At 67.9% G+C, this 20,133-nt stretch carries 16 protein-coding genes; 6 read left to right on the top strand and 10 right to left on the bottom strand.

Annotated features, from left to right (window positions below):
* Nucleotides 1–122: 122 nt before the first annotated feature.
* Both AVTE2539_RS25795 and AVTE2539_RS25790 read right to left on the bottom strand, forming a co-directional pair.
* On the bottom strand, nucleotides 123–1,226 hold the full coding sequence (locus AVTE2539_RS25795; RefSeq protein WP_284415131.1) for a M14 family metallopeptidase: 1,104 nt from the start codon (nucleotides 1,224–1,226) through the stop codon (nucleotides 123–125).
* 159 nt (nucleotides 1,227–1,385) lie between these two features.
* Nucleotides 1,386–2,591 (bottom strand): M20 aminoacylase family protein, encoded by a 1,206-nt coding sequence (locus AVTE2539_RS25790; protein ID WP_284407390.1) that lies wholly within the window; start codon nucleotides 2,589–2,591, stop codon nucleotides 1,386–1,388.
* A gap of 85 nt (nucleotides 2,592–2,676) precedes the next feature.
* On the opposite strand from AVTE2539_RS25790, the gene argE reads away from it, so the two are divergent.
* The gene (gene argE / locus AVTE2539_RS25785; protein ID WP_284415129.1) at nucleotides 2,677–3,831 is read left to right on the top strand and encodes an acetylornithine deacetylase; all 1,155 of its coding nucleotides are present in this window, start codon (nucleotides 2,677–2,679) and stop codon (nucleotides 3,829–3,831) included.
* A gap of 22 nt (nucleotides 3,832–3,853) precedes the next feature.
* Here the strand turns inward: argE and AVTE2539_RS25780 are convergent, their stop codons facing one another.
* On the bottom strand, nucleotides 3,854–4,996 hold the full coding sequence (locus AVTE2539_RS25780) for an ABC transporter substrate-binding protein (protein ID WP_284407388.1): 1,143 nt from the start codon (nucleotides 4,994–4,996) through the stop codon (nucleotides 3,854–3,856).
* Nucleotides 4,997–5,093: 97 nt separating this feature from the next.
* On the opposite strand from AVTE2539_RS25780, the gene AVTE2539_RS25775 reads away from it, so the two are divergent.
* The 4 genes from AVTE2539_RS25775 (at nucleotide 5,094) to AVTE2539_RS25760 (ending at nucleotide 11,018) form a co-directional block, all read left to right on the top strand.
* Nucleotides 5,094–7,169, top strand: coding sequence for a molybdopterin-containing oxidoreductase family protein (locus AVTE2539_RS25775; protein ID WP_284415128.1), 2,076 nt, complete (start codon nucleotides 5,094–5,096; stop codon nucleotides 7,167–7,169).
* A 299-nt stretch (nucleotides 7,170–7,468) separates the two neighbouring features.
* Nucleotides 7,469–7,837 (top strand): DUF1428 domain-containing protein, encoded by a 369-nt coding sequence (locus AVTE2539_RS25770; RefSeq protein WP_284415126.1) that lies wholly within the window; start codon nucleotides 7,469–7,471, stop codon nucleotides 7,835–7,837.
* 374 nt (nucleotides 7,838–8,211) lie between these two features.
* Nucleotides 8,212–10,254 (top strand): TonB-dependent receptor, encoded by a 2,043-nt coding sequence (locus AVTE2539_RS25765; RefSeq protein ID WP_284415125.1) that lies wholly within the window; start codon nucleotides 8,212–8,214, stop codon nucleotides 10,252–10,254.
* 47 nt (nucleotides 10,255–10,301) lie between these two features.
* A complete protein-coding gene (locus AVTE2539_RS25760) occupies nucleotides 10,302–11,018 on the top strand; it encodes a DUF4198 domain-containing protein (RefSeq protein WP_284415124.1) in 717 nt (238 codons plus the stop codon).
* Between the two features lie 427 nt (nucleotides 11,019–11,445).
* Here AVTE2539_RS25760 and AVTE2539_RS25755 read toward each other — a convergent pair whose 3' ends face one another.
* From AVTE2539_RS25755 to AVTE2539_RS25735, 5 genes are all read right to left on the bottom strand, one after another.
* Nucleotides 11,446–13,098, bottom strand: coding sequence for an MFS transporter (locus AVTE2539_RS25755; RefSeq protein ID WP_284415123.1), 1,653 nt, complete (start codon nucleotides 13,096–13,098; stop codon nucleotides 11,446–11,448).
* Nucleotides 13,088–13,495, bottom strand: coding sequence for a DoxX family protein (locus AVTE2539_RS25750; protein WP_284415122.1), 408 nt, complete (start codon nucleotides 13,493–13,495; stop codon nucleotides 13,088–13,090). The genes AVTE2539_RS25755 and AVTE2539_RS25750 overlap by 11 nt, the downstream gene beginning before the upstream one ends.
* Nucleotides 13,496–13,509: 14 nt before the next feature.
* On the bottom strand, nucleotides 13,510–15,399 hold the full coding sequence (locus AVTE2539_RS25745) for an amidohydrolase (RefSeq protein WP_284415111.1): 1,890 nt from the start codon (nucleotides 15,397–15,399) through the stop codon (nucleotides 13,510–13,512).
* A gap of 45 nt (nucleotides 15,400–15,444) precedes the next feature.
* Complete coding sequence (locus tag AVTE2539_RS25740; protein WP_284415109.1) at nucleotides 15,445–16,125, bottom strand: hydrolase; 681 nt, start codon at nucleotides 16,123–16,125, stop codon at nucleotides 15,445–15,447.
* A 110-nt stretch (nucleotides 16,126–16,235) separates the two neighbouring features.
* Nucleotides 16,236–16,961, bottom strand: coding sequence for a pirin family protein (locus tag AVTE2539_RS25735; protein WP_272566989.1), 726 nt, complete (start codon nucleotides 16,959–16,961; stop codon nucleotides 16,236–16,238).
* A 186-nt stretch (nucleotides 16,962–17,147) separates the two neighbouring features.
* Here AVTE2539_RS25735 and AVTE2539_RS25730 point away from each other — a divergent pair, with 186 nt between their 5' ends.
* Nucleotides 17,148–18,050, top strand: a complete 903-nt coding sequence (locus AVTE2539_RS25730; protein WP_284415107.1) for a LysR family transcriptional regulator — start codon at nucleotides 17,148–17,150, stop codon at nucleotides 18,048–18,050.
* Between the two features lie 58 nt (nucleotides 18,051–18,108).
* Here the strand turns inward: AVTE2539_RS25730 and AVTE2539_RS25725 are convergent, their stop codons facing one another.
* Nucleotides 18,109–18,552 carry a hypothetical protein gene (locus AVTE2539_RS25725; protein ID WP_284415105.1) on the bottom strand — a complete coding sequence of 148 codons (444 nt, stop codon included), beginning with the start codon at nucleotides 18,550–18,552 and terminating at the stop codon, nucleotides 18,109–18,111.
* Nucleotides 18,552–20,133, bottom strand: a 1,582-nt coding sequence (locus tag AVTE2539_RS25720; protein ID WP_284415103.1) for an RHS repeat-associated core domain-containing protein, incomplete at its 5' end; no start/stop codon positions are given. The genes AVTE2539_RS25720 and AVTE2539_RS25725, both read right to left, overlap by 1 nt.

The following is a 20,133-nucleotide window of genomic DNA, read 5'->3' as shown; positions in this document are numbered from 1 at the left end:
CTGCAGCAGGGCGGGCCCACGCGGCGCTGCGGATTGCGCGCGAAGGCCATTGTTCGCGTTATTCACGGGAAATGCCAGCCCCCCCGTGTCGCCATGGATGCCAAGAATCTGTCGCTGCGGCGCTATGCCGGGCCGCAAAGCCCGTCCACGGCCTGGAACATCGACTGCCGCGCCTGGCTCACCACCTGGCCTTTCCAGGCATCGGTGTCGGTGTAGAAGGCGGCCAGCATTTGAGCCCTGATCTGGGTTGCCAGCTCAGCCGGAGCCTCCGGATGCAGGTTCAGCCAGTGCTCGGCGCGCAGGGCCTGCATGACCTCCAGCACCGGCACGGTGCCGTATTCCATCGCGATGCCGGTAATTTCGGCCTGTGGACATTCTTCATACACGCTGTTCCACATCAAGCCCGTGAGAAAGGCCGAAGTGGACGAACCGTCGTAGATCGAGGTGACCGGCGTGGCGCCGCCGCCGGCCCACCAGTCGCGCGCGCGCTGCACCGAGGCGGCGTCGTCCCGGCCGGCATAGATGCGCTCGCCGTGGCCGCTCGGCCCCAGGCCCGTGTGCAGATCGATCCAGGCGATGCGACGGGCGTGCTCGCCCTGCTCGCGCAGCACCTGGCGCAAGGTGCGGTTGCTCCAGGTCGGGGCCGTGCCGCCGAAGAACAGCCCACCCGGAAACTCATGCTGGCCGCGGCTGATGGCAGCCTGCCACGCGGCCTCGCCGCGCTCGGCGATGAAGCGGAACACCGCCTCGCGGTTCTCGGCCGTGGGCGGCCACTGGTCGGGCAGCAGCAGCGGCTGGATCTCGCGGTAGGCCGCGTTCACAGGCAACGGCTGAGTGAAGTCGTGGAAATTGCGGTTCAGGTCCACGTTCTCGTGCGTGGCCCGGCGGATGTGCGAGAAGCCATACGGATTGAGCCCGTGCACGTAGAGCACGGCCACGCCTTGCTCGCGGGCCTTGGCGCGCCAGGCCTCGTCGTGCAGCGCGAACACCTGCACGCCGCTGCCGCAGTAGCCTTCGACCCCATGGCAGGCGCTGCTCACGATGAGCAGGTGCTGCGCGTGGTGCGGGCCGTCGCGCACCACGTCCATCGCCAGCGTCTCGCCGTCGCGCCCCTTGAGCGGGTGCGTGTGCGACTCCACCAGCAATCCGGCGGCCGCCGCGGCCTCCAGGAACTGGGTGCGGGCGCGCGCGTAGCTGGGGGAAAACGCCGGGACGATACCGATCATGAAGATCTCCGTTCAAGGGCCGAGGGGGCTGAAAAAGCAGCGCGAACGCCCCGCCGCAAGCGGCAGGGCCCAGGTGCGCCGGGCACAGGTGCGCAGAAGTGGAAGGGGGGACGCCACCCCGGCGCCCATGGCGCCGAAGGGGGCGGGAGGCCCAGCGGATCAGCCGGCCGGCCGGGCCAGCCAGCCTTGTGCCAGTTGTACCCAGTAGGTGGCGCCGAGCGGGATCAGGTCGTCATTGAAGTCGTAGCTCGGGTTGTGCAGCGTGCAGGGGCCGCCGCCATGGCCCATGGCGCGGTGGTCGCCGTCGCCGTTGGCGATGAAGCAGTAGGCGCCGGGCTTGGCCTGCAGCATGAAGGCGAAGTCTTCCGCGCCCATGGTGGGTTCCTGCCGCACCACGTTGGCCTCGCCCACGATGCCGGCCATGACCTGGCGCGCGAAATCCGCTTCGGCCGGCGAGTTGATGGTGGGCGGGTAGTTGCGCACGAACTCGAACTCGCACGTGGCCTCGTGCGCGGCGCAGGTGTGTTCGGCCACCTGCTTCATGCGGCGCTCGATCATGTCCAGCACTTCGACGCTGAAGGTGCGCACCGTGCCCTGCAGTTCGCAGCTGTCGGGCACCACGTTGGTGGCCTCGCCGGTGTGGATCATGGTGACCGAGATCACGCCCGCATCCACCGGCTTCTTGTTGCGGCTGATGATGTTCTGGAAGGCCTGCACCATCAGGCAGGCGATCGGCACGGGATCGGTGCCCATGTGCGGCATGGCCGCGTGGCTGCCCTTGCCGCGGATGACGATCTTGAACTCGTTGCTGGAGGCCATCACCGGGCCGGGGCTCACGGCGAACTGGCCGGCCTTCATGCCGGGCCAGTTGTGCATGCCGAACACGGCCTGCATGGGAAATTGCTCGAACAGCCCGTCCTCGATCATCACGCGGGCACCGCCGCCGCCTTCCTCGGCCGGCTGGAAGATCAGGTAAACCGTGCCGTCGAAATCGCGGTGCTTGGCGAAGTGCTGCGCCGCGGCCAGCAGCATGGCCGTGTGGCCGTCGTGGCCGCAGGCGTGCATCTTGCCGGGGTGGGTGCTGGCGTGGGCGAAGGTGTTGAATTCGGTGATGGGCAGCGCGTCGATGTCGGCGCGCAGGCCGATGGCCCGGCCCGAGGCGCCGCCGTCGCGCCCGTGCACGATGCCGACCACGCCCGTCTTGCCCAGGCCGCGGTGGATGGGAATGCCCCATTCGGTGAGCTTGCCGGCCACCACGTCGGCGGTGCGGACTTCTTCGAAGCACAGTTCGGGATGCGCGTGGATGTCGCGGCGCACGGAGGCGATCGAAGCCGCCTCGGTCACGATGGAATCGATGAGTTTCATAATGTCTGTCTGTTCCTTGCCTTGCGATCTCACAGTCTAGCCCCGGTGCATGCAGCCCGACAACCGGGGATTGGAAACTCCACCCATGATCTCCGACCACGCCCTTTCCCTCGCCCAGACCCTGGTCCGCATGAACACGGTCAGCCAGAACCCGAACCTGGCGCTCATCGACTTCGTGCAGCAGGCGCTGGCCCGCCTGGGGGTGAAGTGCCGGGTGACCCACAACGCAAGCAAGACCAAGGCCAATCTGTTCGCCACGCTGGGCGAGGGCAAGCCCGCCGGCATCATCCTGTCCGGGCACACCGACACCGTGCCGTGGGACGGCCAGGACTGGACCTTCGACCCGCTGGGCGCCACCGTGCAGGACGGGCGCCTGTACGGCCGGGGCAGCGCCGACATGAAAGCTTTCATCGCCATCGCGCTCGCGCAGGCCGAAGCGTTCCTGAACAGCGATGCCCCTTTCGCCATCCACTACGCCTTCAGCTACGACGAGGAGGTGGGCTGCTTCGGCGTGAAGGAGCTCATCGCCGACATGAAGGACGCCGGCATCCGCCCGCTGGCCTGCATCGTGGGCGAGCCCACCAGCATGGTGCCGGCCATCGCGCACAAGGGCGTGTACCGCTACAAGTGCTGCGTGCGCGGCAAGGAGGCGCACTCCTCGCTCACGCCGCATTCGGTGAATGCCATCGAGATGGCCGCGCGCGTGGTGGGTCGCGTGCGCGACATGGCCGAGGGCTTCGAGCAGCACGAACCGCGCTTCGAAGGCTTCGACGTGCCCTTCTCCACCGCCAGCGTGGGCCAGTTCCATGGTGGCATCGCCGACAACGTGGTGCCGCGCGATGCCGAGTTCCGCTATGAATTCCGCGACCTGCCCACGGCGGACGCCGCCGGCATGCAGGCCGAGGTGATCGCCTATGCCCGGTCGCTGGAACCCGCGATGCAGAAAGTGGCGCCCAGCACCGGCATCACCTTCGAGACGATCTGCGAGATCCCGAGCTTCCTGGGCAACCGGGACGATGCCGTCACGCGGCTCGCGCAGCGCCTGGCCGGGGAACAGGGCACCACGCTGGTGGCCTTCGGCACCGAGGCGGGGCTGTTCAAGAACGCCGGGATTCCCACCGTGGTGTGCGGGCCGGGCAGCATCCAGCAGGCGCACCAGCCCGACGAATACGTCTCGCTGGACCAGCTCGCCCGCTGCGAGGCCTTCATGCAGGGGCTGGCGGCGACGCGCCAGCTGTAGGAAAGGAAAGCTACCCGCCGGGTCAGACGCGCACGCGGCCGTCGCCCGTGAGCATCGACATCTCCACGAAGTGCGACCCCATGTGGTTGCCGGGGCCGAACGCCACCTGGAAGCCCGCGATCTGCTGCGTGCCGAACCCTTCCAGCGCCGAGATCAGCGATTCGCGCGTGGGCCGGCCGCCGGCCTGGCGCAACCCCTCGGTGAACACGCGCGCGGCCAGGTAGCCCTCCAGGCTGGAGTAATTGGCCTGGACCTTGTTGCCGCCCTTCTTGATCGCGTCCTGGAACTCCCGCGTGAGCTGCCGGGCGGACTGGTAGGGCGAGGGCATCACCTGCGAGACCACCACGCCCGCGCCATCGGCCTTGAGTTCGTCCATCAGCGCCTGCGTGCCCACGAACGACAGGTTGTAGAACGTGCCGCCGTAGCCCGCCTTGCGCGCGGCGCGCACGAAGGCAGCGCTGGCGGCATAGGTGCTGACCTGCACGACCGCCTCGGGCCGGGCCGCCACCAGGGTGCGTACCGCCGCGGCCACGTCCACCGAATTGCGCTCGACCGTGGCCTGCGCCACCGGGGCGAGTTTGTGGGCGCCCAGTGCCAGCACCATACCATCCAGGCCCGCCTTGCCATAGGCATCGTTTTGGTAGAAAACGCCGATCTTGCTCAGGCCCAGGTGGGTGAGCTTGTTCACGATGGCGGCGGTCTCGTCGTTGTAGGAGGCCCGCACGTGGAACACCAATTTGTTCAAGGGCTGGCGCAAGGCCTCGGCCCCGGTGAACGGCGCGAAGAACGGCAGCTTGGCCTGCGTGAGCAGCGGCATCGCCGCCAGGCTGGTGGGCGTGCCCACGTAGCCGAACAGCGCGAACACATCGTCGGTAATGAACTTGCGCGTGTTGGCGGCGCAGCGGTCGGGCTCGTAGCCGTCATCCAGCGTGCGCAGCTCCACCGTGCGCCGGCCGGAGCCCGCCTGGGCATTCCACTGCTCGAAGTAAAGCTGGGCCCCCTGGTGCAGTTGCACCCCCAGTTGCGCGGCGGGCCCGCTGAACGGGGCGGACTGTCCCAGCACGATGGGCGCCTCCGATTGCGCCCGTGCCAGCCCGAAACCGCCGAGCGCGGCGGCCCCCAGGCCGATGGAAAACCGTCTGCGCCCCAACGCAATATGCTTCATGGTGAAATCCCCTCTTCGATCAAAAACGTCGACGTTCCGCAGGGTCGCCACCCCGCCATCGCTGCTGGTCGGTGAGTGTATCGACAGGAAAACCCCTATGTCCACGACTGAAATCTCCCCCCTTTCCGAGCCGGTCCGGCAAGTGCGCGGGGCCTGCCCCCACGACTGCCCCGACGCCTGCGCCCTGCTCACCACCGTGGACAACGGCGTGGCCACCCGCGTGCAGGGCAACCCGGCGCACGGCCACACCGGCGGCGTGCTGTGCGCCAAGGTGTCGCGCTATGCCGAGCGCACGAACCACCCCGACCGCCTGCTGCAGCCGCTGCGGCGCGTCGGCCCCAAGGGCCCGGGGGCGCAGTTCGAGGCGGTGACATGGGACGAGGCGCTCACCGATATCGCCGCGCGTTTGACGCGCATCGCCGCCCACGCCCCGCAGGCCGTCCTGCCCTACAGCTATGCCGGCACCATGGGCCTGGTGCAGGGCGAAAGCATGGACCGGCGCTTTTTCAACCGGCTGGGCGCATCGCAGCTGGGCCGCACCATCTGCTCCACCGCCGGCGGCGAGGGCCTGAACTACACGCTGGGCGGCAAGCTGGGCATGAAGGTGGAGTTCTTCGCCGAATCGCGCCTCATCGTCATCTGGGGCAGCAACTCCATCGGCAGCAACCTGCACTTCTGGCGCTACGCGCAGCAGGCCAAGCGCGACGGCGCCCGGCTGGTGTGCATCGACCCGCGCAAGAGCGAGACCGCCGAGAAGTGCCACGAACACCTGCAGCTGCGCCCCGGCACCGATGCGGCCCTGGCCCTGTCGCTCATGCACGAACTGATCGCCAACGACTGGCTCGACCACGACTACATCGCGCAGTACACCGTGGGCTGGGACGCGCTGCGCGAGAACGCGCTGCAGTGGCCGCCCGAGCGCGCGGCCGAGGTCTGCGGCCTGCCGGTGGAACAGATCCGCCAGCTGGCGCGCGACTACGGCACCACGCGGCCCGCCGCCATCCGCCTGAACTACGGCATGCAGCGCGTGCGCGGCGGCGGCAACGCCACGCGCGCCGTGGCCTGCCTGCCTGCGCTCACCGGCGCCTGGCGCCACCGCGCTGGCGGCCTGCTGCTGTCGAGCTCCGGCCACTTTCCCGTGCAGCGCGCCCAGTTGCAGCGCCCCGACCTACACACGGGCCCGGTGCCGCGCACCATCAACATGGTGACCATCGGCGACGACCTGCTGCGCGAAGCCTCGCCGGAGTTCGGCCCGAAGATCGAGGCCGTCGTGGTCTACAACAGCAACCCCGTGGCCGTGGCGCCCGACTCCGCGCAGGTGGCCCGGGGCTTCGCCCGCGACGACCTGTTCACCGTGGTGCTGGAGCACTTTCGCACCGACACGGCCGACTACGCCGACTACCTGCTGCCCGCCACCACGCAGCTGGAGCACTGGGACGTGCACGTCTCCTACGGCCACACCGACGTGCTGCTCAACCGCCCGGCCATCGCGCCGCTGGGCGAGTCGCGCTCCAACGCCCGCATCTTCCGCGACCTGGCCGAGCGCATGGGCTACACCGAGCCCTGCTTTGCCGACAGCGACGAGGCCCTGTGCCGCCAGGCCTACGGCGATCGCATCGACTTCGGGCAACTGCTGGAAGTGGGCTTCGCGCCCCTGCCCCTGCCCGATGCGCCGTTCGTCGAAGGCGGCTTTCACACGCCGTCGGGCAAGTGCGAGTTCTACAGCGAGCGGCTGGCGGCCCAGGGCCTGCCGCCCGTGCCGGTGCACGTGCCCAACCACGAGCTGCCGCAGCCCGGCGGCCGCTACCCGCTGGCCATGATCTCGCCGCCCGCGCGCAACTTCCTCAACTCCACCTTCGTGAACGTGCAGAGCCTGCGCAACATCGAGACGCAGCCGGTGCTGGAGATCCACCCCGACGATGCCGCCCCGCGCGGCATCGCCGACGGTACGCGGGTGCGCGTGTTCAACGACCGCGGCAGCTACGAATGCCACGCCGCCGTGAACGGCCGCGCCCGCCCCGGCGTGGTCAACGGCCTGGGCATCTGGTGGCGCAAGTTCGGCGTGAACGGCACCAACGTGAACGAGCTGACCAGCCAGGCCCTGTCCGACATCGGTGCGGCGCCCACGTTCTACGACTGCGTGGTGGAAGTGGCGGCGGTGTCCGAGGCTTGATGCGCACGGCGCCACTCGCCCGGACCACGGCGCACCTTCATTCATGGTCCGTGTGCAGGCCGGCCAGCCCACGGCATGATTGAAGAATCTTGCAGCGGCAGCGGTCCGCGCCCCGAGGGTCTATCCTGAGAGGGCCGCGCTGTCGGAAGCGATAGGCTTTTGCGCGGTTCATGCGCCTCTCATGACCCGTTGCCCCCGGTCCGTCCTGACGATCGAATTGGTTCTCCTGCCGCCAGCGGATGGAATACGGGGCATGCCCCAACGAGCGCGCCAACGATCAATCCAACAGGAGTGATGACATGTCGTACATCGATGGTTTCGTGATCGCAGTCCCTACCGCCAACAAGCAAAAGTTCATCGAGCATGCCCGTACGCTCGACCCCATATTCATCGAGTTGGGGGCGATCCGTGTGATCGAGTGCTGGGGCGACGATGTCCCGGACGGCAAGGTCACCGATTTCCGCAGAGCGGTGCAGGCCACGGCAGAGGAGACGGTGGCTTTTTCCTGGATTGAATGGCCAGACAAGGCCACGCGCGACGCAGGGATGAAGAAGATGATGGAAGACCCGCGCATGGACCCCTCTGTTCCCGGCAACCTGCCCATACCCTTTGACGGCAAACGCATGATCTTTGGGGGCTTCGAACCGGTGGTTGATGTGAAGGCGTAAGCGGCAACTGGCCTTGTCGCTGCGCATCGCGGCTGCATCGACCACAACAACGGGCACGATGCCTTCGCCTCCACGAAGGAGGTCCTCAATCGGCGTCCCGCGCGCCGCGCCAGCCGGGTGCCGTTGCGGCCGCCCCACCGCTGGGCGCCTGGATGAACCCGGGCCTCGGCTGGGAGCTGCGATACGCCATCCGGCGTATTGAAGATCAAACGGCAGTTCTTCATACTCGGCGAGCCTTGGAACTGCGCTGCAACGCCATGGCGCCATCCGCGACATCCTGCGCGGGCATATGACGCAACTGCACGAGACCCATGATCGGGATGGACCCTGCGTGGCCCACCGGTCCTACGTCTTCATTTCATACCGCAAAACCCATGACACGAGGTCCCTTCCTGCACCAGGCCAGCAATCTGCATGGTCGCCCCCTGTACGCCGCCATGGCGCTGGCCCTAGGAGCCCAGTGTGCCGCGGCTCAGCAAGCCTCGCCCACCCTGGACTCCATCGAGATCAAAGGTCAGGCGCTTCAGGGGGCTGCCTCCGCCTATTCCAGCACGAGCTTCGACAGCGAAGAGATCGCCGACAAGCATGTGAGCCAGCCGACAGAGCTGCTGCGCCATGTGCCCGGAATGAACGTGCAGAACTACCAGCTCTCGGGCGTGGCCGACACCATCGTGATGCGCGGCTTTGGCGGTGGTGGGCATGGCGGCGACGTGGGCGTCGTGCTCGACGGTATTCCGTTGAACGAAGCCATGTCGCACGCCGATGGGTATGTGGACCTCAATGTCATCGTGCCGCTGGAGATCGAGCGCTTCACGCTCTACAAGGGCCCCGTATCGGCGCTGTACGGCAACTTTAATCGCGCCGGGCTGATGGCGATAGAGACGCGCAAGCGTGGCGAGTACCGGGAGGTGGATGCGAGTCTCGGCTCCCACAGCACGGTGGATCTGCAAGGCGCATGGGGTCTCAAACTGGGTGAGGGGGAATACCTGAACCTGGCGGCGCAGCACCACCGCACCGATGGCTTCCGGGCACAGTCGGACGATCACCGCAGCACATTGGCAGGCCGCTGGAGCAAGCGCATCAGCGCCGACCTGGACGTAGCGCTGTCGGGCCGCTGGCACGAGGCCGATGGCGATTCGCCCGGCTACGTCACGGCCGCGCAGTTCGCGCAGAACCCCTATGGCAAGGACCCGCGCGCCATGAACGATGGCGCCAACAAGCACTTCGCCACGCTGCGCGCGGACGTGAACTACGCACTCTCGCCCGACGTGAAGCTGCTGACGTTTGCCTACACCACGCAGCAGGACTTCACGCGCTGGTTCAGCCGCCCGGTCAATGCCACCACCTGGCGCCAGCGCGAGGAGACTTACGACCGCAATGTCCATGGTGCAGGCACCAGCCTGAACGGCCGCACCCCGGTGGCAGGAACCCCGCTGAACTGGGTGGCCGGGCTGGAGACTTTCCGCGAAGCCACCGACTACCTGTACTTCGACGGGCTGGACAACCGTGCGCGCCTGGCCCCTGCCATCAACAACCGCACCTCGAAGCTGAACAGTGTCTCGGCCTTCGGAGAGATCGAAGCGCCCATCCACCCTCTGTTCAAACCCTCGGCCGGCCTGCGCTGGGACCGTTTCACCGGCAATTGCGAGCGCAACGGTGCCGAGACGGGTACCGACCCCTGCGGCCCGCTGGCCAGGATGTCCCATGCCAGCCCCAAGCTGGGCGTGCGCTCCGACGTCGCGCCGGGCGTGCAGCTGCGCGCCAGCTGGGCCGAGGGCTTTGCCTTGCCCAGCACCTTCGCCAAGTACGCACTGGGCGCCGCCACGCTCGACCCCAACGTCTTTCGCCAGACCGAGGTGGGTGCGCAGTTCAAGCCCGTGCAGGGCCTGGTGCTGGATGTAGCGGCCTTCCGCCTCACCTCCTCCGACGAAATCCGCACCGTGGCCCCCGGCGTGTACGAGAACAATGGCGCCACGCGGCGCAGCGGCGTGGAGGCCAGCGCCCTGTGGGCAGCACACCGCGACGTGGACCTGGCCCTCACCTGGGGCAGCGCACATTCGCGCATCACCGAGAACGGCAATGCGGCCCTCATCGGCAAGCAAGTGGCCGGCGTGCCGCGCTACATGGCCACGGTGAGCGCCACCTGGCGGCCTGCCGCGGACTGGTCCACCACTGCCACCTGGCGCCGGGTGGGCGCCTATGCGGTGAACGCCGACAACAGCGTGGGCTATGGCGGCTATGCCACGGTGGACCTGAGCGCTGCGTACCGAGTCGCCAACCGCTATGAGATCTACGCCGCCATCGCCAATGTGAGCGACAAGGCCTATGCCACCTCGGCCTCGGTCATCGGAGGCACGCAGGTCTTCGCACCCGGTGCGCCGCGGACCTTCAAGCTCGGCACCAAGCTGCAATTCTGACCTGTGACCACCCGATCCAGGAAGCTCAGGCAATCCAGGAGAACGCCATGAAAACCACCACCCCGACACCACTCCTGCGCCTGCTGGCCATCACAGCGCTGGCCCTGGGCCTGGGCTCCGTGCAGGCCCACAACGTCTGGCTGGAGCCTGATGCCAGCGGCGGCTACCTCGTGCAGTTCGGCGGGCACGAAGGCCAGCTGGAGACCTACCCCGCTCACAAGCTGAAGAGCCTGCAGGCCTTCGATCGCCGAGGCCGCAAGATCGACGTGGCGGTGGAACTGCGGCCCGATGGGGTGCGCGTGAAGCCCGAGCGCCAGGCCGCGTTGCTGGCGGCCCACTTCGACAACGGTTTCTTCAGCAAGGTCGAGGGTGGCCAGATGGTGAACAAGCCCATGACCGAGAACCCCGGCGCCACCAGTGGTGTGCATGCGCTCAAGTACCACAAGACCATCATCCAGTGGGGCGTGATCGCAAAGAAGGAACTGGGGCAACAGTTCGAGATCGTGGCCCTGGAGGCGGACACGCCCGATGCAGGCCAACCCATGCGTGTGCGCGTGCTGTTCGATGGAAAACCCATCGCCGGCATCCGGCTGTCGCTGGGCGAGAAGGGGGCGCCCGTCACGACGGCTGAAGACGGCACTGCGACGGTCACGCCCACGGCGGGCATCAATCAGTTGCTGGCGATCCGCCGCGTGCCGGTGGCCAATGACCCACGCACCACCAGCATGAGCTGGGAGTACCTGCTGGCGTTCCCTGCGCACTGAGACCGGCCGGCACGACCTGCCGAAAGCGGATCTGCCGGCGACGGCTGAGGGATTGGAATGCTGCGGGTCTGGGCAACCACTGCTGGGTCGTGGAGAGAAACCCACGCTTGGTTTGCTGGGTTCGGCAATCTTCTGCTCTTGCTTTGTCGAGCGGTCGTGTCAGCCACTCTTCATTTCCCGAAATTTGCATCCGTTCTCGAATAGCGTTGACCATGACACGTGCCGCGCGCATCGAAGCGCGGGTGGCCTGACGCAGACGCCGCTCCAGCCCGGCGCCATCGGCCCTGCAGCACCGGCAAAAGAATGCTATTTATTTAATAGCAAAATCCCCTAGTGGATATTGTGCTGGAGCCCTTTTCGACCTGAAATCCGGCGTGGCGGCGTCCGGCCCGCCACGCCCGTACCGGCAGCCACCGCCCCGCCGGCATCACGCCGCACCCGCCGCCACGCTCTGCGCATCCAGCGCCAGATAGTGGTGCACTGCCGGCCGCTCCGGCCCCACGTGGTAGCGCAGCGCCTCGGCCTGCAGGTCCGCGTCGGCCTTGGAGACGCGGCCGTGCTGGCGCAGGTGCTCGGCCCACGACTCGACCAGGAACCACTCGATCACGCGGCCGGGCTCGGCGGAGTGTTCCGCCACGCCCCAGGCATAGGCGCCGTCGCGGCGGCGCTCGCGCGCCACGTGCTGCATGGCCTGCAGGAACGCGGGCAGGTCGGGCGTGCGCACGCGGTACTCGATCTGCACCATCACCGGGCCGCGGTCGTGCGCCACGGGCTCGGCCAGCAGCGGCTCGGGCCAGTGGTTGGACGGCTGCAGGTCGGCCTCGCCGGTGGGCAGCTTCACGCGGTGAAAGAGCCACGCCGCCAGCACCAGGCCGCCCGCGCCGGCCAGCAGCGTGGCCGGCAGGCCCGCCTGCCCCGCCACCAGGCCCCAGCCCAGGCTGCCGGCGGCCATGGCGCCGTTGAACACCATGAGGTAGATCGCCAGGCCCCGGCCGCGCACCCAGTTGGGCAACACGGCCTGGGCCACGCCGTTGAGCGTGGTGAGCGCGATGATCCAGCCCAGGCCCAGCACCAGCATGAGCGCCACGGCGGCCTCGCGCGGCGGCGCCAGGGTGAGCACGGCCATCACGCCCGCGGTGAGCAGCGAGGCCAGCAGCACCAGCCCGTCGGCATCCAGGCGCTTGCGCAGGCGCGGCAGCAGCACCGCGCCGAGGATGGCCCCGGCACCGACCGCGCCCAGCATCACGCCGTAGAAGCCCGCCGTGCCGCCCAGCATGCGCCGCGCCACCAGTGGCAGCAGCGCCCAGACGGAGCTGGCGAACAGAAAGAACACCGCCGCGCGCAGCAGCACCACGTGCAGTTCGCGGCTGGCGCGCGCGTAGCGCAAGCCGGCGCGGAAGGCGCCGAAGAACTGCTCGTTCAGCCCGGTGGGCTCGGCCTTGGGGCGCTTCCACCACAGCAGCGCGGCGATCACGAAGCCGTAGCTCGCCACATCCAGGCCATAGGCCGCGGCCGCGCCGAAGCTGGCAAGCAGCAGGCCGCCGGCCGCGGGGCCGATGGCGCGGGCGATGTTGATGCCCAGCGAGTTGAGCGCCACGGCGCTTTTCAGCTCGCTGCGGGGTACCAGTTCGGGCACGATGGACTGCCATGTGGGCCCCATGAGCGCCGCGCCGATGCCGCCCACGAAGGTGAGCGCGATGAGCGATTCCACGCTGAGCGTGTTCGTGCGCGCCATCACCAGCAGCGTGCCGCTCACGCAGGCCAGCAGCACCTGCACGGCGATCAGAAAGCGCCGGCGGTCCAGGATGTCCGACAGCACGCCGGCCGGAATCGCCAGCAGGAAGATCGGCAGCGTGGCCGCCGTCTGCACCAGCGCCACGGCGGTGGGGCTGGACGACAGCTCGGTCACCATCCACGAACTGGCCACGTCGCGCATGAAGCTGCCGATGTTGCCCAGCACCGTGGCGGACCACAGCACCGCGAACAGCGGCAGGCGCAGCGGCGCGAAGCTGCCCGAAGGTGCGGACGCGGCGGTGGCTGCGGCGGACGGTGAATCGTGTGGGTGATCGTCATGTGCCATGGAGGCCTCCCAGGTCGTGCCAGGCGACGAGCAGCATGCCGCCCACCAGGCCCCAATGTTCGAAGAATGCGTTGGCGGCGCGCTGTCGCTCGGGCGGTGCCACCTGCCAGAAGCGGTCGGCCAGGAACGCCGCCAGCACGGTGAATCCGGCCAGCGCCAGCGCGCCCAGCCAGCGGTGCCAGCCCGAGACGATGAGCAGCGAGGCGCCCAGCTGCAGCGCGATGGTGGCCACCGCGACGGGCGCGGCGGGCGCCAGGCCGAAACGGCGCATCTCGGCCACGGCGCCGGCGAAGTCTCGCGCCTTGCCGATGCCGCCCTGCAGGTAGGCCGCGCACAGGCACAGCAGCGCGAGCGACTGCATCCAGGGCGCGGTGAAGGCGCCGCGCAGCGCGTCCATTCCGTTCGCCACGGTCACACCGCCCAGCAGGCGCAGCCCAGGGCGCCCCAAAAGCCCTTCAGGTCGGCAATCGGCAGCCGGCTGCTCCAGGCCGTGGCGTGCTGGTGGCCGTGCACGTTGCAATCGTTGGCGCAGGCGCACGCGGCGGCGGCGCGGCGCACCACGGCCTGCAGCGGCGCGCCCTCCTGCGTGCCCCAGCCGGCATAGCCGCCGAAGGTGCGCACGGGCGACCAGTCGGGCATGGCGGGCGGCGGTGCCGCGTCGTCGAATCGGGCGAAATCACCGGCGCCGTACACCACCTTGCCGCCCACCACCGTGAGCAGCGCCGTGGTGTCGGCGATGTCGGATTCGGGGCAGGCGAAGAAGTCGCGGTCGGGCACGGTCAGGTCGGCCAGCTGGCCGGCCTGGATGCGGCCCTTCTTGCCTTCTTCGTTGCTGAACCAGGTGACGTTCTCGGTCCACAGCCGCAGCGCCGCTTCGCGGTCCAGGCAGTTGCGCTGCGGCGTGATCTGCAGGCCGCCCACGGTCTTGCCCGTGATAAGCCACGACAGCGACACCCACGGGTTGTAGCTGGCCACGCGCGTGGCGTCTGTGCCGGCCGAGACCTTGACGCCCTTGTCCAGCATGCGCTTGACGGGCGGCGTGGCCTCGGCCGCGCCGGCGCCGTAGCGCTCGACGAAATACTCGCCCTGGTAGGCCATGCGGTGCTGCACGGCCACGCCGCCGCCCAAAGCGGCGATGCGGTCGATGGACTTTTCCGAGATGGTCTCGGCATGGTCGAAGAACCAGTTCAGGCCGGCCAGCGGCGTGTCGCGATCGACCTTCTCGAACACGTCGAGCGCGCGCTCGATGGTCTCGTCGTAGGTGGCATGCATGCGCCAGGGCCAGCGGTTCTGCGCCAGGATGCGCACCACGCCTTCGAGGTCGTCCTCCATCTCGGGCGCCATGTCGGGGCGCGGCTGGCGGAAGTCCTCGAAGTCCGCCGCCGAGAACACCAGCATCTCGCCCGCGCCGTTGTGGCGAAAGTAGTCCGTGCCCTGCTTGTATTGCGACGTGGCCGTCCAGTTCAGGAAGTCTTCCTTTTCCTGCTTCGGCTTTTGCGTGAACAGGTTGTAGGCCAGGCGGATGGTGAGCTGATCGGCATCGGCCAGTTCCTGGATCACCTGGTAGTCGTCGGGGTAGCTTTGGAAGCCGCCGCCCGCATCGATGGCGCCCGTCACGCCCAGGCGGTTCAGCTCGCGCATGAAGTGGCGCGTGGAGTTCACCTGGTATGCGTGCGGCAGCTTGGGGCCCTTGGCCAGCGTGGCGTAGAGGATGGCCGCATTGGGCTTGGCCAGCAGCAGCCCGGTGGGGTTGCCGGCCGCATCGCGCACGATCTCACCGCCGGGCGGCGCGGGCGTGTCGCGCGTGTAGCCCACGGCGCGCAGCGCGGCGGCGTTCAGCAGCGCGCGGTCGTACAGGTGCAGGATGAACACCGGCGTGTCCGGCGCCACGGCGTTCAGCTCGGCGATGGTGGGCAGTCGCTTCTCCGCGAACTGGTGTTCGGTGAACCCGCCCACCACGCGCACCCACTGCGGCGCGGGCGTGACCGCCACCTGGCGCCGCAGCATGCCCATGGCATCGGCCAGGCTCTTCACGCCGTCCCAGCGCAGCTCCATGTTGAAGTGGAGCCCGCCGCGGATGATGTGCAGGTGGTTGTCGATCAGGCCCGGCAGCGCGCTGCGGCCGTTCAAGTCGATCCGCCGCGTGCCCGGCCCGGCCATCGCCAGCACGTCACGGTCCATGCCGACGTGGGTGAAGCGCCCCTGCGCGATGGCCACGGCACTGGCCGTGGGGTTGGCGCGGTCCAGCGTGGTGAAGCGGCCGTTGTGCAGGATCAGGTCGGGGGTGGTGGGCGGGGTCATGGGCAGGCTCCTTGGGGGATAGGCAATGCGAAGGGTGCGCTCTTTTCAACCCTCGTGGGCGTTGAACATGGCCTTGGCATAGGTGATGCCCAACCCATAGCCGCCACCGAACTTTCTGGCGATGCCGGTCGTCATGTCGTACGTGTCCGTGCGCGCCCAGTCGCGTTGCAGCTCCAGCAGATACTGCAGCGCCGTGATGGGCCGCGCACCCGCCTGCACCATGCGCTCCATGGCGCGGTGGTGGGCCTCGGTGGAGATGTCGCCGCTTGCATCGGCGATCACGTACACCTCGAAGCCCTGGTCGAGCGCCGACAGCGCCGGGCCCACGATGCACACGCTGGTCCACAGGCCCGCCAGCACGATGCGCGGCTTGCCGATTTCGTTGATGCGGCGGATCACGGCCTCGTCTTCCCAGGTGTTCATCGACGTGCGGTCCAGCAGCGCCTGGCCGGGGAACGGCGCGGTCACCTCCTCGAACATCGGGCCGCTGAAGCTCTTTTCCGCCACGGTGGTCAGGATCGTGGACACGCCGAAGCCCGCCGCCGCGCTGGCCACCAGGCCGGCGTTGGAGCGCAGCGTGATCGCATCGATCGAATGCGTGGCGAAGGCCATCTGCGACTGGAAGTCGATCATCACCAGCGTGTGGTCCTGCGGGTTCAGCAGTGTGGCGCCGGGTGTGGCGGTGGCGACGGGCTTGGCAGCGGCGTTGATGCGGGTGGCGGTCATGGCAAAACTCCTGGATGGATCGAGTGAATGGAGGAGAGAAAACAAAAACGGGGAATCGAAAGACAAAAAAAGAAGGCAGACGGGGCGGCGGTGCCGCCGCCCCTCACCGGTCAGTGCGGCATGGCGGGCAGCTCGTTGGGGCGCAGGTCGAACACCAGCACCTCGGCGCCTTCGCCCCTGGCAAAGCGCAGGGCACCAGCGTCACGGATGCGGGCGCCGTCGCCTTCGGACAGGCGCTCGCCGTTCACCTCCAGGCTGCCGCGGGCCACGTGCACATACACGTTGCGGCCGGGGCCCACGTCCAGCTCGGCGGCCTCGTCGCCATCGAACAGGCCGGCATGCACCCGGGCATCCTGGTGCACGGCCAGCGAGCCGTCGGCCCCTTCGGGCGAGATGATCAGCCGCAGCCGGCCGCGCTTTTCGGCCTCGCTGAAGTGCACCTGCTGGTAGCGGGGCGTGGCGCCGGTCACGCCGGGCACGATCCAGATCTGCAGGAAGTGCACGGGCTCGTCGGCCGAGTGGTTGAACTCGCTGTGGCGCACGCCGGTGCCGGCGCTCATCATCTGCACGTCGCCGGGGCGGATGACCGAGCCGGTGCCCATCGAATCCTGGTGCTCCAGCGCGCCTTCCAGCACATAGGAAAAGATTTCCATGTCGCGATGGGGATGCGTGCCGAAGCCCTTGCCCGGCGCCACGCGGTCGTCGTTGATGACCAGCAGGTCCGAGAAGCCTTGCTGGTTGGCATCGCGGTAATGGCCAAACGAGAAGGTGTGGTGCGAATGCAGCCAGCCGTGGTTGGCGTTGCCGCGCTGGTGGGCTTTGCGGATGTCGAGCATGGTGCGTTTCCTTTCGGTTTCTTCGATGAAATTCACACTGGGGGCCTGTCGCTGAAATCGCCTCGATTTCATTGGGCTTCAGTGCTGCGGTGAAGAAAGTATCCCGCGCCGTGATGGGGCGCAGGTTGAAAGGTTTTGCCATCCATCATCGATAATTTCGATGATTCAATCCCCCAGCCTGCCCCCATGCTGAAACTCACCCTCGAAGCCATCGAACTGGTGGACGCCATCGCCCGCCACGGCTCGTTCGCCGGCGCCTCCGAGCGCCTGCACAAGGTGCCGTCCACCATCTCCTATGCCATCGGCAAGCTGGAGGAGCAGCTCGGCATCGCCCTCTTCACCCGCAACGGCCCGCGCGTGGCGCTCACGCCCGCCGGGCACGAGATGCTCAAGGAAGGCCGCTGGCTGCTCACGGCCGCGCACCAGCTCGAATCGCGCATGCGGCAGATCGCCACGGGGTTCGAATCGGAGCTGCGGCTGGTGCACGACTCGCTCATCCCCACCAGCGCGTTCAACCAGGACATCTGCGCCTTCGAGGACCTGCACTGCGGCACGCGCCTGCGCATCGGCTGCGAGGCGCTCACGGGCACCTGGGAGGCGCTGCGCGACGGCCGCGCCGACATCGTCGTGGCGGCGGGCGAAGGCCCGGCCGGCGGCGGCTACAAGGCGGTGGCCGTGGGCAGCCTGGCGTTCGTGTTCTGCGTGACGGCCACGCACCCGCTGGCGCAGCTGCAGCGCCCGATCACCCGCAGCGACCTGCTGGACCACACCGCCGTGGTGGTGGGCGACGGCGCGCGGTCGCTCACCGACCGCACCGTGGGCCTGCAGTCGGGCCAGCGCCGCATCACCGTGCCGTCGATGCAGGCCAAGATCGCCTGCCAGGCGGCGGGCCTGGGCCACGGCTTCCTGCCGCGCGCGTGCATCCGGGTGGAGCTGGAAACGGGGGTGCTGGTGGAGCTGCCGGTGGAGGAACCCCGCCCCGACGAGACTTTCTGGCTCGCCTGGAAGCCCGAGCACATGGGCGAGGCGCTCAAATGGTGGCGCCAGCGGCTGGACCGGCCGCTGCTGCCGGGCATCCTGCCGCAGTGAGGGCGCCGCCGACTCGGCCGATCACAGCGGCAAGCGTCGCTGCGACGGCCGATTCTCGTCAGGGGGGTGCCGACCGCTGCGGGAATTTGCGATAGATCTTTTTCAGTACCCAGATTTCTCCGCACTCCAGGGCCAACCACAGCGGGAAAAGCGGCATCACCATAAAGATGAAAAACACCCGCAAGGGAAAATAAAGGAGAAAAAACATCCCCACATAAAACCCGTGCCGCGGCTGTTTGTTTTTGATGAAAAACAGGATGAAGACGAGAAAAACCAAGCCCGAAGTCAGAAGGACGTGGGCGCCCAGCAGCAGATAGGCCATTGCCTTGGGCAAATAATCATGGGCGGCCACCCATTTGGGCAGCAGTTCCTGAAAGGCCGATGCGACCATCGACAGAAAGAACACGAGGATGCCCAAGCCCAGAACGGCAAATGGAATCCAACACGCGTAAGCCATCCATTTCGAAGGGGCTTGCAATGCTTCGGGACGCGGGTTCTTCATCAATTCCAAATTCTCCTGGGGTCGTATTTCCATGCCGAGGGGTCCAGGGGCACAGGATTCGGCCATGTACCCTGGGGCCACAAATTACCGCCATAGAAGTTTTTGCTGACTCCGGATTCGGTGAAGGCCTTGTCGTGGTACGCATCGATTTCATTGCCTTGCGTACAGCCGTTTTGATCGACCTTGCCCGCGGCCTGCGCCGCCTTGTCCGAGGCGACCAGTTTCCCCCGGATGCTCGTCAAAACCTCGGACTGCTTGAGCGACTTTCCCTGGATGGCAGACTCTGCGACGAGGGCCGTTTTGACCACCGCGTTCACACTCATATTTTCGCCCCGGCATATCAATGCCCCGGCCGGGTAATAACTGCATTGGGGCTTGCTCTTCGCCATGTCATCGTAGTAGCTGCAAACTGCCGTATCCCCTTTGCCATCGAACGATGGAAGGGACGGCATCTCGATATTGGTCCACTCGAACAGACCCAGCGGATCAATGTACTGAACGGGATTGACCGGATAGGTACTGGGATGCACGCCGCCAGACAATCCAATGGGATCCTGCGTGATGTACTGCCCCAGGTGAGGGTCGTAGTACCTGAAGCGGTTGTAATGCAGCCCGGTCTCGGCATCGATCTGCTGGCCCTGCAGCCGGATGCTCTGCTCGATCCGGTTCGGGTTGTATTCCTCCTGCACATCTCCCCAGGCACCGTAGCTGGCCGCCCAGGTGATCTCGCCGGCCTTCTCGCCATTGCCGTCCACCAGCCCGATCGGTGTGCCCAGGTGGTCGCACAGGTAGTGCCGGATGGTGAGCGGGTTGCCCGCTGCCTGGGCCTGTCGCTCGGCCTGCAACTGGCCCACGCTGCCCGCCATGGCCTGCGCCAGATCCTGCGGCATGTGCTTTTGCACCAGGGCCAGTGCCTGCGCGCCGCTGGCGGGGTCCAGCACGGTGTTCAGCGCCGCCTGCACCATCTCCCGCTGCGCCCGCGGCATGGCCGCGAAGCTGTTCGCCGCATCCGTGGTGTCTTCGCCCGGCTCTGCACCCAGGCCCATCAGCATCTGCACCGCATCCTTGGCCCCCTGCCTGCGCTGCAGCTGCAGCAGCGGCACGAAGCTGGCCGGCTCGTACACCGTGTGCCGGATGCCTTGCCCATCCTGCGTGTGCACCAGCCGGTCGCCGTCCCAGCCGTAGTGGGTGCTCTCCTGATGTCCTTCGCGGACCACGGTCTTGCCCAGACGCCGCCCGAACGCGTCGTAGCGGTAGCGCGCCACCGGCGTCCAGCCCGGCTCGCCCAGCGCCTGCTCGAACACCGCCGTCAACTGGTGCAGCGCGTCGTACTCCAGCCGCAGCGTGCGCCCATCGGCGTGCTGCGCCTGCACCCGGTTGCCGAAGGCGTCGTAGCGGTACTGCAGGGTGCCCCCCTGCGCACCGGTTCCCGCACCGGCGCCCGCCCCGCCGTGGCTCCAGCCGATGCGGTTGCCCGGCCACTGCTGCACCGGACCGCCCGCGCGGCCTGGCGCACCGCCCTGCGGCTGCAGCAGATCGAAGCCCGGGTCGTGCAGGTTCTGCTGCACCTGGCTCGCCCAG

The sequence above is a fragment of the Acidovorax sp. SUPP2539 genome, from assembly GCF_030158975.1.
In the GTDB taxonomy this organism is placed as follows: Bacteria; Pseudomonadota; Gammaproteobacteria; order Burkholderiales; family Burkholderiaceae_C; genus Paracidovorax.
This window is presented reverse-complemented; position numbering and strand designations above follow the sequence as displayed.

Excerpts from the sequence above, each read along its gene's own strand:
- AVTE2539_RS25795 (WP_284415131.1), bottom strand. The coding sequence starts at position 1,226 with ATGATCGGTATCGTCCCGGCGTTTTCCCCCAGCTACGCGCGCGCCCGC.
- AVTE2539_RS25790 (WP_284407390.1), bottom strand. The coding sequence starts at position 2,591 with ATGAAACTCATCGATTCCATCGTGACCGAGGCGGCTTCGATCGCCTCC.
- argE (WP_284415129.1), top strand. The coding sequence starts at position 2,677 with ATGATCTCCGACCACGCCCTTTCCCTCGCCCAGACCCTGGTCCGCATG.
- AVTE2539_RS25780 (WP_284407388.1), bottom strand. The coding sequence starts at position 4,996 with ATGAAGCATATTGCGTTGGGGCGCAGACGGTTTTCCATCGGCCTGGGG.
- AVTE2539_RS25775 (WP_284415128.1), top strand. The coding sequence starts at position 5,094 with ATGTCCACGACTGAAATCTCCCCCCTTTCCGAGCCGGTCCGGCAAGTG.
- AVTE2539_RS25770 (WP_284415126.1), top strand. The coding sequence starts at position 7,469 with ATGTCGTACATCGATGGTTTCGTGATCGCAGTCCCTACCGCCAACAAG.
- AVTE2539_RS25765 (WP_284415125.1), top strand. The coding sequence starts at position 8,212 with ATGACACGAGGTCCCTTCCTGCACCAGGCCAGCAATCTGCATGGTCGC.
- AVTE2539_RS25760 (WP_284415124.1), top strand. The coding sequence starts at position 10,302 with ATGAAAACCACCACCCCGACACCACTCCTGCGCCTGCTGGCCATCACA.
- AVTE2539_RS25755 (WP_284415123.1), bottom strand. The coding sequence starts at position 13,098 with ATGGCACATGACGATCACCCACACGATTCACCGTCCGCCGCAGCCACC.
- AVTE2539_RS25750 (WP_284415122.1), bottom strand. The coding sequence starts at position 13,495 with ATGGACGCGCTGCGCGGCGCCTTCACCGCGCCCTGGATGCAGTCGCTC.
- AVTE2539_RS25745 (WP_284415111.1), bottom strand. The coding sequence starts at position 15,399 with ATGACCCCGCCCACCACCCCCGACCTGATCCTGCACAACGGCCGCTTC.
- AVTE2539_RS25740 (WP_284415109.1), bottom strand. The coding sequence starts at position 16,125 with ATGACCGCCACCCGCATCAACGCCGCTGCCAAGCCCGTCGCCACCGCC.
- AVTE2539_RS25735 (WP_272566989.1), bottom strand. The coding sequence starts at position 16,961 with ATGCTCGACATCCGCAAAGCCCACCAGCGCGGCAACGCCAACCACGGC.
- AVTE2539_RS25730 (WP_284415107.1), top strand. The coding sequence starts at position 17,148 with ATGCTGAAACTCACCCTCGAAGCCATCGAACTGGTGGACGCCATCGCC.
- AVTE2539_RS25725 (WP_284415105.1), bottom strand. The coding sequence starts at position 18,552 with ATGAAGAACCCGCGTCCCGAAGCATTGCAAGCCCCTTCGAAATGGATG.